The sequence below is a fragment of the Nocardioides flavus (ex Wang et al. 2016) genome (genome assembly GCF_014653115.1).
GTDB lineage: Bacteria > Actinomycetota > Actinomycetes > Propionibacteriales > Nocardioidaceae > Nocardioides > Nocardioides flavus.
In genome coordinates this window covers 303,531-319,945 of sequence record NZ_BNAD01000004.1, presented here as the reverse complement: position 1 = coordinate 319,945, position 16,415 = coordinate 303,531, and the positions used below count along the sequence as shown (strand labels likewise).

The 16,415-nt window shown below is 73.1% G+C and carries 18 protein-coding genes; 14 read left to right on the top strand and 4 right to left on the bottom strand.

All coding sequences use genetic code 11. The annotated features are described in order from the left end of the window. Positions 1-9 precede the first annotated feature (9 nt). Positions 10-1,083 carry a trans-sulfuration enzyme family protein gene (locus tag IE200_RS10210; protein WP_191279352.1) on the bottom strand — a complete coding sequence of 358 codons (1,074 nt, stop codon included), beginning with the start codon at positions 1,081-1,083 and terminating at the stop codon, positions 10-12. Between the two features lie 32 nt (positions 1,084-1,115). On the opposite strand from IE200_RS10210, the gene IE200_RS10205 reads away from it, so the two are divergent. Further along, positions 1,116-2,261, top strand: coding sequence for a D-alanine--D-alanine ligase family protein (locus IE200_RS10205; protein WP_191279351.1), 1,146 nt, complete (start codon positions 1,116-1,118; stop codon positions 2,259-2,261). A gap of 4 nt (positions 2,262-2,265) precedes the next feature. On the opposite strand, the gene IE200_RS10200 is transcribed toward IE200_RS10205, so the two are convergent. Both IE200_RS10200 and IE200_RS10195 read right to left on the bottom strand, forming a co-directional pair. Then, the gene (locus tag IE200_RS10200; protein WP_191279350.1) at positions 2,266-2,778 is read right to left on the bottom strand and encodes a DUF3515 domain-containing protein; all 513 of its coding nucleotides are present in this window, start codon (positions 2,776-2,778) and stop codon (positions 2,266-2,268) included. 5 nt (positions 2,779-2,783) lie between these two features. After that, entirely contained in the window at positions 2,784-3,020 is a 237-nt protein-coding gene (locus IE200_RS10195) for an Lrp/AsnC family transcriptional regulator (RefSeq protein WP_135840790.1), read from the bottom strand. Positions 3,021-3,136: 116 nt separating this feature from the next. Between IE200_RS10195 and IE200_RS10190 the strand changes: the two genes are divergently transcribed. After that, positions 3,137-4,099, top strand: coding sequence for a thiamine-phosphate kinase (locus tag IE200_RS10190; protein WP_191279349.1), 963 nt, complete (start codon positions 3,137-3,139; stop codon positions 4,097-4,099). Positions 4,100-4,264: 165 nt separating this feature from the next. On the opposite strand, the gene rpmB is transcribed toward IE200_RS10190, so the two are convergent. Then, positions 4,265-4,450 carry a 50S ribosomal protein L28 gene (rpmB, locus tag IE200_RS10185; RefSeq protein ID WP_191279348.1) on the bottom strand — a complete coding sequence of 62 codons (186 nt, stop codon included), beginning with the start codon at positions 4,448-4,450 and terminating at the stop codon, positions 4,265-4,267. Between the two features lie 252 nt (positions 4,451-4,702). On the opposite strand from rpmB, the gene IE200_RS10180 reads away from it, so the two are divergent. From IE200_RS10180 to IE200_RS10125, 12 genes are all read left to right on the top strand, one after another. Continuing rightward, positions 4,703-6,355 carry a DAK2 domain-containing protein gene (locus IE200_RS10180; protein ID WP_191279347.1) on the top strand — a complete coding sequence of 551 codons (1,653 nt, stop codon included), beginning with the start codon at positions 4,703-4,705 and terminating at the stop codon, positions 6,353-6,355. Positions 6,356-6,373: 18 nt separating this feature from the next. Beyond that, positions 6,374-8,581 (top strand): ATP-dependent DNA helicase RecG, encoded by a 2,208-nt coding sequence (locus IE200_RS10175; protein WP_191279346.1) that lies wholly within the window; start codon positions 6,374-6,376, stop codon positions 8,579-8,581. Positions 8,582-8,618: 37 nt separating this feature from the next. Next, complete coding sequence (gene rsmD, locus IE200_RS10170) at positions 8,619-9,188, top strand: 16S rRNA (guanine(966)-N(2))-methyltransferase RsmD (protein WP_191279345.1); 570 nt, start codon at positions 8,619-8,621, stop codon at positions 9,186-9,188. A gap of 63 nt (positions 9,189-9,251) precedes the next feature. Continuing rightward, on the top strand, positions 9,252-9,737 hold the full coding sequence (coaD, locus tag IE200_RS10165) for a pantetheine-phosphate adenylyltransferase (protein WP_191279344.1): 486 nt from the start codon (positions 9,252-9,254) through the stop codon (positions 9,735-9,737). Between the two features lie 82 nt (positions 9,738-9,819). Further along, on the top strand, positions 9,820-10,413 hold the full coding sequence (locus tag IE200_RS10160; protein ID WP_191279343.1) for a YceD family protein: 594 nt from the start codon (positions 9,820-9,822) through the stop codon (positions 10,411-10,413). 46 nt (positions 10,414-10,459) lie between these two features. Further along, a complete protein-coding gene (gene rpmF, locus IE200_RS10155; RefSeq protein ID WP_129454709.1) occupies positions 10,460-10,645 on the top strand; it encodes a 50S ribosomal protein L32 in 186 nt (61 codons plus the stop codon). Further along, the gene (gene rnc, locus IE200_RS10150) at positions 10,587-11,378 is read left to right on the top strand and encodes a ribonuclease III (protein ID WP_191279342.1); all 792 of its coding nucleotides are present in this window, start codon (positions 10,587-10,589) and stop codon (positions 11,376-11,378) included. The genes rpmF and rnc overlap by 59 nt, the downstream gene beginning before the upstream one ends. 3 nt (positions 11,379-11,381) lie before the next feature. Then, entirely contained in the window at positions 11,382-12,239 is an 858-nt protein-coding gene (mutM, locus tag IE200_RS10145; protein ID WP_191279341.1) for a bifunctional DNA-formamidopyrimidine glycosylase/DNA-(apurinic or apyrimidinic site) lyase, read from the top strand. 94 nt (positions 12,240-12,333) lie between these two features. Then, complete coding sequence (locus IE200_RS10140) at positions 12,334-12,528, top strand: hypothetical protein (RefSeq protein ID WP_191279340.1); 195 nt, start codon at positions 12,334-12,336, stop codon at positions 12,526-12,528. A 67-nt stretch (positions 12,529-12,595) separates the two neighbouring features. Beyond that, a complete protein-coding gene (locus IE200_RS10135; RefSeq protein ID WP_191279339.1) occupies positions 12,596-13,879 on the top strand; it encodes an MFS transporter in 1,284 nt (427 codons plus the stop codon). A 47-nt stretch (positions 13,880-13,926) separates the two neighbouring features. Then, the gene (locus tag IE200_RS10130; protein ID WP_191279338.1) at positions 13,927-15,288 is read left to right on the top strand and encodes an FAD-binding oxidoreductase; all 1,362 of its coding nucleotides are present in this window, start codon (positions 13,927-13,929) and stop codon (positions 15,286-15,288) included. A 28-nt stretch (positions 15,289-15,316) separates the two neighbouring features. Next, the gene (locus IE200_RS10125) at positions 15,317-16,411 is read left to right on the top strand and encodes a pyridoxal-phosphate-dependent aminotransferase family protein (RefSeq protein WP_229856369.1); all 1,095 of its coding nucleotides are present in this window, start codon (positions 15,317-15,319) and stop codon (positions 16,409-16,411) included. Positions 16,412-16,415: the final 4 nt, after the last annotated feature.

Here is a 16,415-nt window from a genome sequence, read left to right as displayed (position 1 = left end):
CGTCGCGGGTCAGCCGACGCACCCGTCCAGCGCGGTGCGGAGGTCGTCCCAGAGGTCCTCCACGTCCTCCACCCCGACCGACAGGCGTACGAGCCCGTCCGGGATGGTCGCGGCCTCGGCCTTCCACCGCCGGCGCCGCTCCAGCGTCGACTCGACGCCGCCGAGCGAGGTGGCGTGGACCCACAGGCGCGTCTTGCGGCACAGCAGGTCGGCCGCCATCTCGCCCTGGGCCAGCACGATGCTCACGATGCCGCCGAAGCCCGGGTAGCGCACCTCCTCGCACGCGGGGTGCTCGGCGAGGCGGCGTACGAGCTCCTGGGCGTTGGCCTGGGCGCGCTCGACGCGCAGGTGCAGGGTCCGCAGCCCGCGCAGCGTCAGCCACGCCTCGAACGGCCCCGGGATCGCGCCGACGAGGTCGCGGCGGCCCTTGAGCACGGCCCAGAGCTCGTCGTCGCGGGTGACGATGGCGCCCATCTGCACGTCGGAGTGCCCCGCGAGGTACTTCGTGGCGGAGTGCACGACCAGGTCGACGTCGTCCTCGAGGGGCCGCTGCAGCAAGGGAGTGGCGAAGGTGTTGTCGACCACGACGTACGCCCCGGCCTCGTGCGCCGCGGCGGTGATGGTGGGGATGTCGGCGACCTCGAGCGCCGGGTTGGTGGGCGACTCCAGCCACACCAGCGCCGCTCCGTCGCACGCCGCGACCACCGCGTCGGTGTCGGTGATGTCGACCATCTCGGCCGTCAGCCGCCCGCGGGCCTCGAGGTCGGCGAGCTGCATGATCGTGCCGGTGTAGGCGTGCTTCGGCACCACCACCTTCCCCTCCTTGCCGACGAGGTCGAGGACGGTCGCGACGGCTGCGAGGCCGGAGGCGAAGGTCAGGCAGCGGCCGCCCTCGAGAGCGCCCAGGGCGTCCTCCAGCGCCGTCCACGTCGGGTTGCCGTACCGGCCGTACTCCACCTCGCCGCCAGCGACGTAGGTCGCGGCCATCGTGATCGGGGTGTTGAGCGGCGCGTCGGGCGTCTTGTCCGGTCGGCCGGCGGTGACGGCGAGGGTGCCGGGCCTGAGCTGCGGGTCGGGAGCCATGGACGCCAGCGTAGGTGGATAGGGTCGTGCCGATGACTCCCACCTCCTCGGACGAGACCTCCACCGACCCCGCCCGCAAGCCCCGCGTCGCCGTGGTGTTCGGCGGCCGCTCCTCCGAGCACGGCATCTCGTGCGTCACCGCGGGGAGCGTGCTGGCCGCGATCGACCGCGAGGCGTACGACGTGGTGCCGGTCGGCATCGCCGCCGACGGCCGCTGGGTGCTCGAGGCCGACGAGCCCGCGCGTCTCGCGATCCGCGGGGCCGAGCTCCCCGAGGTCGACGCCGCCCGGTCGCCCGTCGCACTGATGGGGGCCGCCACCGGCACCGACCTCGTGGTCGCCGAGCCGGCGAGCGTGCCGTCCGTGATCGGCGAGGTCGACGTGGTGTTCCCGCTGCTGCACGGCCCCTGGGGCGAGGACGGCACGCTGCAGGGGATGCTCGAGATGGCGGGCGTGCGCTACGTCGGGTCGGGCGTGCTGGCCTCGGCCGTCGGCATGGACAAGGCCTTCATGAAGGTCGTCCTCCAGGGCGCCGGTCTGCCCGTGACACCCGGCATCGTCGTCACCCGCACCGAGCTCGCGCAAGACCCGGTGGGCGTGCGCGCCCGGGTCGAGGAGCTCGGCTTCCCGTGCTTCGCCAAGCCGGCCCGCGCCGGGTCCAGCATGGGCATCAGCAAGGTCCACGACGCCTCGGAGGTGGAGGCGGCGCTGGAGGAGGCGTTCCGCCACGACCCCAAGGTGCTCGTCGAGCAGTCGATGGAGGGCGCGCGCGAGGTCGAGTGCGGAGTCCTCGGTACCCTCGAGGGGCCGCCCGAGACGTCACGGCCCGGCGAGGTCCGCACCGGCGGCGACCACGAGTTCTACGACTTCGAGGCCAAGTACCTCGCCGACCAGCACACCGAGATCGACATCCCCGCCGAGCTGCCAGCCGACGTCGAGCAGGAGATCCGGGCGATGGCGGTGCGTGCCTTCGAGGCGCTCTCGTGCGAGGGCCTGGCCCGCGTCGACTTCTTCGTGATGCCCGACGGGTCGCTGGTGATCAACGAGCTCAACACGATGCCCGGCTTCACGCCCACCTCGATGTACCCCCAGCTCTGGGCGGCCACCGGGATGACCTACGCGCAGCTCGTCGACCGGCTCGTGCAGCTGGCGCTGCGGCGCGACACCGGCCTGCGCTGAGGCGTCAGAGGCAGGGGAGACCCTCGCCGAGGTTGTCCTCCAGCACCGGTGCGAGCTCGGCCAGGGCGCGGTCGATGCCCTCGGTGCGCCGCTCGGCCGGCACCAGCACCTGGACGTAGGGCGTACGGCTGAGGGCGATCGGGGTCGCGTCCTCGCCCTGGTCCGTCAGCTGGTCGTCGGGGACGTACCACCCGATCCCCGCGATCACGCTGCACTCGGCGGTCGGCTCGTAGTCGGACGGCTGCGGCACGCCGCAGGTGAGGACGTACGCCGGGTCGCCCCAGGCGGCACCGAGCGCGCCGTCGGGCTCGACGTCCACCCGGTCCTGGCCGGCGAGCTTCTCCGGCAGGTCGGCGACGAGCGCCTCGCACGCGGCGCGGTCGGCCCCGGAGAGGTCCTGGTCGTCGATGGTGATGGTGCTGCTGCACCCGGCCAGCACCAGGGCCGCCAGCGCGAGCACCGCGGACGCGACGACGCCCCGGCTCCGGGTGGAGCCGAGGCGTCGTACGGGTGGCACTGGGATCAGATGTGGACGACCGGGCACGTCAGCGTGCGGGTGATGCCGTCGAGGTTCTGCACCTTGGAGACGACGAGCTTGCCGAGCTCGTCGACGTTCTTGGCCTCGGCGCGGACGATCACGTCGTAGGGACCGGTCACGTCCTCGGCGAGGGTGACGCCGTTGACCTGGGCGATGGCCTTGGCCACCTCGGCGGCCTTGCCGACGTCGGTCTGGATCAGGATGTAGGCCTGGACGACCATCGTGGACTCCTCGGTCTCTTCAGCGGGTGTGACCGGCACAACCTACCGCGCCACGCGGGCGGGCCGACAGGGGATGGGTGACTGTGGTCACCGGTTGCGTCTGGTGGGATGGGGACATGGCACTCGCAGCGGACGCAACCCTCGGCGAGGCAGGCGAGTTCGGCCTGATCTCGCAGCTCGTCTCCCAGTTCAGCGAGTGGCTGGACACCGACGAGAACGTGCTCGTCGGACCGGGCGACGACGCCGCCGTGCTCCGGATCAAGCACGGCCACGTCGTCGTCTCGACCGACCTGATGGTCGAGGGCCGCCACTTCCGCCGCGACTGGGCCAGCGCCGCGGACGTCGGCCACCGCGCTGCCGCGCAGAACCTCTCCGACGTCAACGCCATGGGCGGCACGGCGCGCCACCTCACGATCGGCCTGGCCGCCCCCGCCGAGCTCCCGGTGGCGTGGGCGCTCGACTTCGCGCGCGGGTTCGCCGAGGAGTGCGCGAGCGTCGGTGCCACCGTCGTCGGCGGCGACCTGACCCGCGCGGACGAGGTGATGATCGCGGTCACCGTCCTGGGCCAGTGCACGCAGGCGCCGGTGCTGCGGTCCGGCGCCCGCGCCGGCGACGTCCTCGCGCTCACCGGTCGTCAGGGCTGGGCGGCCGGCGGCCTGGCCGTCCTCGGTCGCGGTTTCCGCTCGCCCCGCGTGCTCGTCGAGGCCTATCGCCGCCCGGAGCCGCCGTACGGCGCGGGCCGCGAAGCCGCCGAGGCCGGCGCCACTGCGCTCATCGATGTCTCGGACGGCCTGCTCGCCGAGGCCGGGCACCTCGCCGAGGCGAGCGGCGTCGCCATCGACGTGCGCCCTGCCGCCTTCGAGATCCCCGACCCGCTGCAGGCCGTCGGCGCCGCGCTCGGTGCTGACCCCCTCCAGTTCATCCTCGGCGGAGGGGACGACCACGCGTTGCTGGCCACGTTCCCCGACCTCGCCTCGGTGCCGGCGGGCTGGCAGGTCGTCGGCGAGGTGACCGAGGGCGAGGGCGTCACGGTCGACGGGGGGACGTACGACGGCCCGACCGGCTGGACCCACTTCTGACCAGCGGCGGGCGACTGGGCGGGCGTTCCTGTCACTCGGAGGCCTTTGCAACGGCCTCCCAGTGACAGATTCCCCGCTCGAGCGGGGAAACTGCGGCCCCGACCCCGAGAACGACGAAGCCCCCGCCGCAGTGCGACGGGGGCTCTCGACGAAGAAGACGTCAGGTCAGCGAGCGACCTTGCCGGCCTTGAGGCAGCCGGTGCAGACGTTGAGGCGCTTGGGCGTGCCGTTGACGGTCGCCCGGACGCGCTGGATGTTGGGGTTGAAGCGACGCTTCGTGATCTTGCGCGACCAGGGACGGTTGTTTCCGAAGCCCGGCTTCTTGGCGCAGATGTCGCAGACGGCAGCCACCGTGCACTCCGATCCGTTCGAGGTTGATAGATGATCGTGAGGCCCGCACGCCACTGGAAGCGGCAGCAGGCAACCGCGCAAGAGTAGCCGAGGTCGGCCGCAGGGATGAAATCGGACGCCATGTCGCCGCGAGCCCGGTCGGAGCCGGGCACTACCCTGTGGCGCGCACCACATCGTACGGCGCAGCGCAGGGCCACGACCGGACGACGACCAGACCACACGACCAGCACCGACCGGGAGGGCACCGACGCGATGGAGCACGTCACCCACGGCATCACGCTGGACGGCGTCGCGCGCTTCGTCGAGATCGCGACCGACGCGCTGTCCTCGGCCCGTGAGGAGATCGACGCCCTCAACGTCTACCCCGTGCCCGACGGCGACACCGGCACCAACATGTTCCTCACCGTCTCCGCCGCGCGCGACGCGCTCCGCGAGGCCCGGGCCGCCGACCCAGACCTCCCGCTCGGTGACGGCATGGCGGTGCTCGCCCGCGCCGCGCTGATGGGCGCCCGGGGCAACTCCGGGGTGATCCTGAGCCAGATGCTGCGGGCCTATGTGCGCCATCTCGCCGGCGCTGCGATCGAGGACCGGCCCGCCGAGACGATCGCCGCGGCGATGGCCGAGGCGACCGAGGCGAGCTACGCCGCGGTCGGCACGCCCGTCGAGGGCACCATGCTCACGGTGTCGCGGGCCGCGTCCGACGCGGCGTTGGAGGCGGCCGGTCGGGGGGCGCGCACCCGCGACGTCTTCACCGCGGCTGCGGCGGCCGCACGCGACGCGCTCGCCCGTACGCCGGAGCAGCTCGAGGTGCTGGCCCAGGCGGGCGTCGTCGACGCCGGCGGTCGCGGGCTGTGCGTCGTCCTCGACGCCGTCGAGACCACCGCCACCGGGCGCCGCCCGACCCCGTGGTCGCCCCCCATCGGCACGCACCACATCCCCGTCGCCGCGACGGTGCCGAGCGACGACCTCACCGAGGACGGCCCCGGCTACGAGGTGATGTACCTCCTCGACGCCGGCCCCGACGTGGAGGACGACGCGATCGCCACGCTCCGCGACACCCTCGCCGGCCTCGGCGACAGCCTCGTGGTCGTCGGCGGTGAGGGACTGTGGAACGTCCACGTGCACGTCGACGACGTCGGCGCCGCGATCGAGGCCGGGATCGCCGCGGGCCGCCCGCACCGGATCCGGGTGACGCACTTCGCCGAGCAGGTCGCCGCGACCCGTCGCCGCGCCTCCGACCGCACGGGTCGCCGGGTCGTCGCCGTGGCCGCGGGCCCCGGGCTCACGGCCCTCTTCGAGTCCGCCGGCGCGGTCGTCGTGCCGGGCGGGCCGGGGCAGCGCCCGTCGACCGGCCAGCTCCTCGAGGCCATCACCGCGTGCGGTGCCGTCGAGGTGGTCGTGCTCCCCAACGACGCCGACACCGTCCGCGCCGCCGAGATCGCCGCCCGCACCGCCGAGGCCGAGCTCGACGTCTCGGTCGAGGTCATCCCCACCCAGGCGCAGGTGCAGGGCCTGGCCGCGATCTCGGTCCACGAGCCCGGTCGGGCCTTCGACGCCGATGTCCGCGAGATGACCGCGACCGCCCGGCACGCCCGGCACGGAGCGGTCACGGTCGCCTCGCGCCAGGCGATCACGATGGCCGGGCCGTGCGAGCCGGGAGACGCCCTCGGTGTCGTCGCCGGCGACTTCGCGGTCGTCGGCTCGGACCTCGACGAGGTCGCCACCGACGTCGTGGAGCGGCTGCTCGCCGGCGGCGGCGAGCTGGTGACGATCGTGTCCGGCGAGGGTGGAGCCGAGCTCGCCGAGCGGCTCGCGGCTCACGTCGAGGACCGGCACCCCACGGTCGACGTCGCGGTCCACGAGGGCGGCCAGCCGCGCTACCCGCTGCTGGTCAGCGTCGAGTGAGCGGCGAGGACGTCAGCCATGGTCGCCATCACGCCGGACAGCCCGATCGGGGCGGTGTTCGGCAGTCACCACAAGAAGCGCAAGCTCGCCGAGGAGGGCCTCGGGCTGGCCACCGTCGGTGACCTGCTGCGCCACTTCCCGCGCCGCTACGTCGCGGCCACCGAGCTGTCCGAGGTCGCGACCCCGGTCGTGGGGGAGCAGCTGACCATCGTCGGCGAGGTGCGCTCGTGCGACAGCGCTGCGTTCTTCAGCGGCAACCGTCGCCAGTTCCGCACGACCGTACGGCTGCGCACCGACGGTCCCGACTTCTCCGTCACGCTGTTCAGCCCGTACGCCTCCATGGTCGAGCGCCACGAGGCGGAGTTCCGGCCGGGGTGCCGGGCGGTCTTCACCGGCAAGGCCAAGCAGTTCCGCGGCAGCTGGCAGCTCGAGCAGCCCCACGGCTTCGCGCTCGACGGCCCGGAGGCAGCCACCCTGAGCAAGCTGATGCCGGTCTACCCGCTCACGGCGAAGCTCTACACCTGGGACATCCAGAAGGTCGTCACCGCGGCCCTCGACCTCGTGACCGGGGTGCCCGACGTGTTCACCCCCGAGCTCCGCGAGCGGTTCGAGGTGCTCGACGTGATGCAGGCGCTGCGCTGGATCCACGCCCCCGACGAGTGGAGCCAGCTCGGGGCGGCGCAGAAGCGGTTCCGCTTCGAGGAGGCGCTCGTGCTGCAGCTCGTGCTCGCCCGCCGTCGAGCCGCCCACCGTGCGCAGGGTGCCCGGGCGCGCGTGCGCCGCGACGACGGTCTCCTCGCGTCGTTCGACGCGCGGCTGCCCTTCGAGCTGACCGGCGGCCAGCGCGAGATCGGTGAGCTCGTGGCCGCCGAGCTCGGCGCCGACCACCCGATGAATCGCCTCCTCCAGGGCGAGGTCGGATCCGGCAAGACCCTCGTCGCCCTGCGCGCGATGCTCCAGGTGGTCGACGCCGGGGGGCAGGCCGCGCTCCTCGCGCCGACCGAGGTCCTCGCGCAGCAGCACCACCGCTCGATCTCCGCGGTGCTCGGTGACCTCGCCCAGGGCGGGATGCTCGGCGGTGACCCGCACGCCACCCAGGTCGTGCTCCTCACCGGGTCGATGGGCAAGGCCGCTCGGCAGGAGGCGATGCTCCGCATCGTGACCGGCGAGGCGGGCATCGTCATCGGCACCCACGCCCTGCTCGAGGACAGGGTCGAGTTCGCTGACCTCGGTCTCGTCGTCGTCGACGAGCAGCACCGCTTCGGAGTGGAGCAGCGGGCCGCGCTGACGGACAAGGCCGGCACGCCGCCGCACGTCCTCGTCATGACCGCGACCCCGATCCCGCGCACCGTCGCGATGACGGTCTTCGGCGACCTCGAGACCTCCGTGCTGGCCGAGCTGCCGTCCGGGCGGGCGCCGATCCAGACCAACGTCGTCCCGCTCGCCGACCAGCCCGCCTGGCTCGACCGCGTGTGGGAGCGGGTCCGGGAGGAGGTCGGCAAGGGGCACCAGGCCTACGTCGTGTGCCCCCGCATCTCCGGCGACGCGCAGGAGGAGGGCGAGACCGACCAGCTCGACCTCGACGACGACGGCAAGGAGGTCGCCCCGCAACGCTCCCTCGCTGCGGTCGAGGAGGTCCACGCCGAGCTCTCGTCCGGTCCCCTCGCGGGCCTGAGGACCGCGGTCCTGCACGGACGGATGGCCCCCGACGACAAGGACCGCACGATGCGCGCGTTCGCCGCGGGCGAGATCGACGTCCTCGTCTCGACGACCGTCATCGAGGTCGGCGTCGACGTCCACAACGCCACGACCATGGTGCTGCTCGACGCGGACCGCTTCGGCGTCTCCCAGCTCCACCAGCTGCGCGGGCGGGTGGGTCGCGGCGGCCTCCCGGGGCTGTGCCTGCTGGTCTCGCACGCCGAGGTCGGATCGGCGGCGCGCGAGCGCCTCGAGGCGGTCGCCGCGACCACCGACGGCTTCGAGCTGAGCCGGGTGGACCTCGAGCAGCGCCGCGAGGGCGACGTGCTCGGCGCCACCCAGTCCGGGTTCCGCTCCGGGCTCGTCACGCTCCGCGTGCTGCGCGACGAGAAGACCATCGTCCGTGCCCGGGAGGCCGCCGAGGCGCTACTCTCCGAGGATCCTGCGCTCGCGCAGGCGCCCGTCCTCGCCGCAGCAGTCGCCGAGGTCGAGCGCTCCGCGGCGTCGGCCTACCTGGACAAGGGCTGAGACGAGGACTGGACGGAGAAGGGCTGAGCAGGGGGACATGACGCGGATCATCGGGGGAACAGCCGGCGGGCGCCGGCTGGAGACGCCGCGCGGCCAGACCACGCGGCCGACGAGCGACCGCGTGCGCGAGGCGCTGTTCTCGGCGATCGAGTCGCGCACCGGCTCGCTCGACGGCCTGCGCTTCCTCGACCTGTACGCCGGCTCCGGCGCGGTCGGGCTGGAGGCGTGGTCGCGGGGTGCGGGTGTCGTGACCATGGTCGAGCAGGACCGCCGTACGGCCGCCCTGATCAGCCGCAACGCCGCGACGCTGGGCTTCTCGCGGGCACGGGTCGTGGCGACTCCCGTCCACTCCTTCCTCGCCACCCCTCCGACGGCGCCCTACGACGTGGTGTTCTCCGACCCGCCCTACCCGATGTCGGACGCCGACGTCGACGCCGACCTCCGCGCGCTGGTCGCCCAGGGGTGGCTGGTGCCCGGGGCGCTGGTGGTCGTCGAGCGCGCCGCCAAGCGCACCGTCGTCACCTGGCCGCCCGGCATCGAGGAGGACCGCACGAAGCGCTACGGCGAGACCGCCCTTTGGTACGGTCACGCCACTCCGGCGCCCTGACCTCCGTCTCGCCGAGATCCTCACCGAGATCTTCACCGAGATCCTCACCGAAGGGAGTCCAGCGTGCGTCGCGCTGTCTGCCCCGGGTCGTTCGACCCAGTGACCAACGGCCACCTCGACATCATCGGCCGCGCCGCTCGGCTCTTCGACGAGGTCGTGATCGCCGTCGGGGTCAACGCCAGCAAGAACCGGCTGTTCACCCCCGAGGAGCGCGTCGAGATGCTCGAGGACGCCACCGCCGACCTCGCCAACGTCCGCGTGTCCGGCTTCGGCGGCCTGATCGTCGACTTCTGCCGCGAGGTGGACGCCGTGGCCATCGTCAAGGGGCTGCGCGGGGCCGGCGACTACGAGTACGAGCTGCCCATGGCGCAGATGAACTCCCACCTGACCGACGTCGAGACCGTCTTCCTCCCCGGGGCGGTCGGCAACGCGTTCGTCTCCTCCAGCCTGATCAGGGAGGTCGCAGCGCTGGGCGGCGACGTGCGCGGCCTGGTCCCCGGGACGGTGCACGACCGGCTGGTGACGCGGCTCGCGGAGCGGTCCTCCTGACCTCCGGCCGCCGCGGTCCGGCACTCGTTTTGCTCCGCCGCCCGGGCGCCGGATACGATTCCGAGGTTGTGTTGGTGTCCAGATGTGGGAGTTCGTCGTGACCAGCCTGGACCCGAGGGCGCCGCTCGTGCTTGACACTCGCGAGCTCGGCCGCCGCCCGGGGTCCCAGCGGGAAGTCGTTCTCTCCGTCCCGGCACCAGCAGAACTTGGCATCGAAGTCCTCTCTGTCCCCGAAGGATCGCCGGTCGAGCTCGACCTGCGGCTGGAGGCGGTCATGGAGGGCGTGCTGCTCACGGGCACGGCCACGGCCGGGCTCGCGGGGGAGTGCGTACGGTGCCTGGCGCCGATCGAGGACGAGGTCCACGTCACGCTCCAGGAGCTGTACGTCTACGCCGACCAGCACGACAGGGCCGCGGAGCACGACGACCGCGACCTCGACGACGAGACCAGCCGGCTTGAGGACGACCTGCTCGACCTCGAGCCACTGCTGCGGGACGCGGTGGTGCTCGCGCTACCGTTCCAGCCGCTGTGCATGGACGATTGCCCGGGATTGTGCACCGAGTGCGGTGCACGGCTCGCGGACGACCCGGACCACTCGCACGACGCGCCGATCGACCCGCGCTGGGCAGGACTCCAGCAGCTGCAGGCAGAACCCACGCAGGACCCACACGACTGACCATCTCGCCGGGAGCGCCCGGTGGAGCAAGCAACAGGAGACAACCATGGCTGTTCCCAAGCGGAAGATGTCGCGCAGCAACACGCGCCACCGCCGTTCGCAGTGGAAGGCCGTCGCGCCGACCCTCGTGACGTGCGCCAACCCCGCCTGCGGCTCCAAGCACCTCCCGCACCGTGCGTGCGGCCAGTGCGGCCAGTACGGCGCCAAGGCCGACCGTCGCCAAGTTCTCTGATCGTCCTCTGACCACCGACGAGCTCCGCGCAGCGCTCGGTGATCCGGTCCTGGATCCCGAGCTGCTGCAGCGTGCCCTGACACACCGCTCGTTCGCCTACGAGAACGGGCAGATCCCCACCAACGAGCGCCTGGAGTTCCTCGGTGACTCCGTGCTCGGGGTGGTGGTCACCGAGACGCTCTACCGCGCCCACCCGGACTTCTCCGAGGGCCGGCTGGCCAAGCTGCGGGCCGCGGTCGTCAACGCCCGCGCCCTGGCCGACGTCGCCCGGCAGATCGGGCTCGGCCAGCACATCATGCTGGGCCGCGGCGAGGAGACCACGGGCGGTCGCGACAAGGCCTCGATCCTCTCCGACACGGTCGAGGCGGTCATCGGCGCCATCCACCTCAGCGGTGGCATCGACGAGGCCGCGAAGGTCGTCCACCGGCTCTTCGACCCGGTGATGGAGGCGGCAGCGTCCATGGGGGCCGGCCTCGACTGGAAGACCTCGCTCCAGGAGCTGTCCGCCGACCTCGGCCTCGGCGTCCCCGAGTACCTCATCGAGGACGACGGCCCCGACCACATGAAGACGTTCGTCGCGCGCGTGCGCGTCGGCGAGCAGCTCCTCGGCAACGGCACCGGCCGCTCCAAGAAGGAGGCCGAGCAGGGCGCCGCCGAGACCGCCTACCGCGAGATCAAGGACGCCCACGGCGCCCCCCGGGTCGCCGCGGACCAGGCTCCGGCCGACGCCTGAGCCGTGCCCGAGCTCCCCGAGGTCGAGGTCGTCCGCGCCGGCCTCGAGCGCCACGTCGTGGACAGCACGATCGACTCCGTCGAGGTGCTCCACCCGCGCCCCGTGCGGCGTGACCACCGCGGCCCTACCGGCTTCGCCGCGGCACTCGCCGGGCAGCGCATCGTCGGCGTCCGCCGCCGCGGCAAGTACTTCTGGCTTGCGCTCGCCGGCGGTGACGCCCTCCTGGGCCACCTCGGCATGAGCGGCCAGATGCTCCTCCACGCGCCCGGCGCCCCCGACGAGCGGCACCTGCGCGTGCGCTTCACGCTCCGTACGCCCGCAGGGACCCCGCTGGAGATGCGCTTCGTCGACCAGCGGATGTTCGGCGGCCTCGTCGTCTCCGCCGGAGGTGCCGGGCTGCCGACCGAGATCTCGCACATCGCCCGCGACCCGATCGACCCGGAGTTCGACGACGCCGAGTTCGTCCGGCGTGCGCGGCGGCGCAGGTCGGCGATCAAGCGGCTGCTGCTCGACCAGGGCCTGGTCTCCGGGGTCGGCAACATCTACGCCGACGAGGCGCTGTGGCGCGCCCGGCTGCACGGCGAGCGCCCGGGTGACCGGCTCTCCGGTCCCGTCCTGCGCACGCTGCTCGGCCACGTCCGCGACGTGATGGGCGAGGCCCTCGCGCAGGGCGGGACGTCCTTCGACGCGCTCTACGTCAACGTCAACGGCGAGTCCGGCTACTTCGACCGCTCCCTCGACGCCTACGGCCAGGAGGGCGAGCCGTGCCGGCGGTGCGGCACGCCGATCCGGCGGGTGGCCTTCATGAACCGCTCGTCGTTCTTCTGCCCCCGCTGCCAGCGCCCGCCCCGGTCCCGCTGAGCGGGATTGACCCCGGCGCGGGGCGGTGGGACTCTAGGAGACGGCCGTCCCGGCCCGTCGATCCATCCTTCGACCACCCTTCGAAAGGCTCTCCATGGCCAAGGCGCTGTTGGGTCACCTGACCAGCGATGCGCGATCCACGGCTTCCCTCGTCGCCGAGAACCGGCGGCTCCGGCGTCGTGTCGACGACCTCGAGTCCCTGGTGCTGCGTCTCCAGGCCGACAACGACCGGCTCGCCGCGGCAGCGCTCGACGAGCAGCTCGGCGTCGAGGACCTCCAGCCCGTCTGAGCGTCGAGCCCTCCTGGGCCGATATCGCGGTGCGGGCCCCGCGTCCCGCGCGTACGCTCCGCTGCTTGTGACCCCTTCGAGACGGCCGCGGGGCGGCCTCCTCAGGACGAGCCGCTTCGTCGAGACCGTCCTCCCCGCACGCCTCGGCACGGGCTTTCGCTGGCTCGTCGGCTCGTCGTGGGTGACCAACCTCGGCGACGGCATGCTCATCGCGGCCGGGCCGCTGCTCGTCGCGTCACAGACCCGCGACCCGGTGCTCGTGGCGGCCGCGATGATCGCGCTGCAGGCGCCCTGGCTGGTCGTCGGGCTGTTCGCCGGAGCGCTCGCGGACCGGTTGGACCGGCGCATGGTGATCATGGTCGCCAACGGCGTGCGCGGGCTCGTCCTCGCCGGGCTCTGCGCGGTGATCGCGACGGGCCAGGTCAACATCGCGGTCGTGCTCGCGGCGATGCTCGCGCTCGGCACGGCAGAGACCTTCGTCGACGCGACGGCCGGCACCCTCACGCCGATGCTGGTCGACAAGCGCGACCTCGGCATCGCCAACTCCCGGCTGATGGCCGGAATGATCACCGGCAACCAGCTCGTGGGACCCGCGGTCGGGGCGCTGCTGTTCTCCCTCGGCATGGTGTGGCCGTTCGTCCTCACGGTCGCCTGCATCGCCGCCGGCGTGGTGCTGGTCGCGCGGATCGGCACGCCCCGCGGCCCGGTGCGCGAGGACCTCGACACGCACCTGCGCCAGGACATCGCCGACGGCGTGCGGTGGTTGATGGGCAACCCGCCCGTGCGCACGCTGGCGCTGATCATCGTCGTCTTCAACGTCACGTGGGCGGCGCCGTGGTCGGTGCTCGTGCTGTGGGCGCTCGACCGCGTCGGGATCGGCGAGGCGGGGTTCGGCCTGCTCACCACCGCCTCGGCGCTCGGCGGCCTGCTCGCGACCTTCTCCTACGGCCGCCTCGAGCGCCGGGTGCCGCTGGCCACCCTCATGCGGACCGTGCTGCTGGCGGAGGTGCTGTTCCACCTCGCGATGGCGCTGACCACCTCGCCCTGGGCGGCGTACCCGCTGATGTTCTTCTTCGGCGCCTACGCGTTCGTGTGGGGCACGCTGTCGCAGGCGGTGCGCCAGCGCGCGGTGCCGAGCGAGCTGCAGGGTCGCGTGGGATCGGTCTACATGATCTGCGTGATGGGCGGGATGCTCGTCGGCTCGCTGGTGGGCGGCCTCGTCGCGCAGGTGGGCGGCCTCACCGCGCCGTGGTGGTTCGCCTTCGTCGGCTCGGGCGTGACCCTGGTCCTGGTGTGGCGCTCGCTCGCCCAGATCGCGCACGCCGACGAGACGACCACGGCGTCGGCCTGACCCGTACGTGGGGTCCGCCACTGCCGCCGAGGTGGTTCGATGGCCCGATGGAAGCCCTCGCCGAGCTCGTCGCCTCCCTGCCACCCGGCGTCGTCGCCACCGATCCCGCCACGGTCGAGGGCTACCGCTTCGACTGGGCGCGCGACGCCGGCGCCGGAACACCGGTCGCGGTCGTGCGCGCCGAGGACGCCGGGCAGGTCCAGGCGGCCGTGCGGTGGGCGGCGGCGCACCGGGTGCCGGTCGTGCCGCGTGGCGCGGGGTCCGGCCTGTCCGGGGGCGCCAGTGCGGTCGACGGCGGCATCGTGCTCAGCCTGGAACGGATGCGCGCCATCGAGGTGGACCCCGACTGCCAGGTCGCCGTGGTCGAGCCCGGTGCGTTCAACGCCGAGGTCAAGGCCGCGTCCCGCGAGCACGGGCTCTGGTACCCGCCGGACCCCTCGTCGTACGAGATCTGCTCCATCGGCGGCAACGTCGCCACCAACGCCGGCGGCCTGTGCTGCGTGAAGTACGGCGTGACCACCGACTACGTCCTGGGCCTCGACGTCGTCCTCGCCGACGGCACGCTCGTCACGCTCGGCGGCAAGCGGATCAAGGACGTCGCCGGGCTGTCCCTGCTCAAGCTCTTCGTCGGCTCCGAGGGCACCCTCGGCATCGTCACCCGTGCCGTCCTCCGCCTCGTGCCGCTGCCGCTGCCGGCAGCCACCCTGGTGGCGTCCTTCGCCACCGTCGCCGACGCGGCGGAGGCCGTCGTCGCCGTTCGCCGGACGCTGCGCCCGTCGATGATGGAGCTCATGGACCGGGCCTCGATCAACGCGGTCGAGGACTTCTCGCCGCGCGGCCTCGACCGGGAGGCCGGGGCGCTGCTGGTGGTGCAGTCCGACGCGCCCGGCGACGCCCGGGTCGCTGAGATCGCCGCCGTCGAGGCCGCCTGCACCGCTGCGGGTGCCACCGAGGTGGTGGTCACCGACGACCCGGAGGAAGGTGAGATGTTCGTCGCCGCGCGACGCGCGGCGTTCCCCGCGGTCGAGGCGCGCGGCGCGCTGCTGCTCGAGGACGTCGGCGCGCCCGTGCCCCTGCTCCCGGACCTGCTGGCCGCGGTGGCCGAGGTCGCCGAGCGCCACGGGGTGGAGATCCCCACCGTCGCGCACGCCGGGGACGGCAACACCCACCCGATCATCGTCTACGACGCCTCCGACCCCGACTCCGAGCGCCGGGCCCGCGCGGCGTTCGACGACATCCTGGTCGCCGCGATCCGGCTCGGCGGGACCATCACCGGGGAGCACGGGGTGGGGCGCACCAAGAAGGCGGCGCTGCCCGACCAGCTCGGCGACGACGTGATGGCGCTGAGTCGACGGGTCAAGGACGCGCTGGACCCGCTGGGCATCCTCAACCCGGGAGCGGTGCTGTGACGACCCCGCAATGGGTAGGTTCGCTCCCATGATCCGCGAGCGCCACCTCTTCGGTCCCGGTCCCACCAACCCCTACGCGGAGGCCACGCGCGCCCTGGCGGACCCGCTGCTCGGCCACCTCGACCCGGAGTTCCTCCGGATCATGGACGAGACCTGCGACCGGCTGCGCACCGTCTGGGGCACCGCCAACGCGCGCACGCTCCCGCTCAGCGCGACCGGTTCGGCCGGCATGGAGGCGGCCTTCGTCAACACCGTCCACCCCGGCGACGTGGTCGTGGTCGCGGTCAACGGCCTGTTCGGGCAGCGGATGACGGACGTCGCCGCCCGGTGTGGCGCCGAGGTCGTGGCCGTCGAGCACGACTGGGGCCAGCCGGTCGACGTGGACCGTGTGCTGTCCGCCCACCCGAGCCCGGCGATCATCGCGGCCGTGCACGCCGAGACGTCGACGGGCGTCCGCTCCGACATCGCCGCCCTCGGCGCGGGCAAGGGCGACGCGCTGCTGCTCGTCGACGCTGTCACCTCCATCGGGGGCATCGAGCTGTGTGCCGACGACTGGGGCGTCGACATCGGCTACGCCGGCACCCAGAAGTGCCTGGGTGTGGCGCCGGGCCTGGCGCCCTTCACCATCGGCGACCGGGCCTTCGAGCGACGCGTGGAGAAGCCGCGCTCGTGGTACCTCGACCTCGGGATGCTGGGCGGCTACGTCGGCGAGGCGGGCGTCACCGGTGCCCAGCGGACCTACCACCACACCGCCCCGACGGCGATGGTCGCGAGCCTGCACGCGGGTCTCGGCAGGATCCTGGAGGAGGGCCTCGAGGCCGTGTGGGCCCGCCACCAGGCCGCGGGCGACGCCCTCCAGGCCGGGCTCCAGGAGATGGGGCTCGAGCTCTTCGCTGCCGATGGGCACCGCCTGCCGGACCTGACCACCGTCAAGGTGCCCGACGGCGTCGACTCCGCCGCGGTCCGCAAGGAGCTCCTCGAGCGGCACGGCATCGAGATCGGCGCGGGCGCCGGGCCGTACGCCTCGAGTGTGTGGCGCATCGGCCTGATGGGCCCCAACGCTCGACCGGACGCCGTGCTGCTGGCCCTGGCAGCGCTCGAGGACGTGCTGGGGCGTGCCTGAGCCG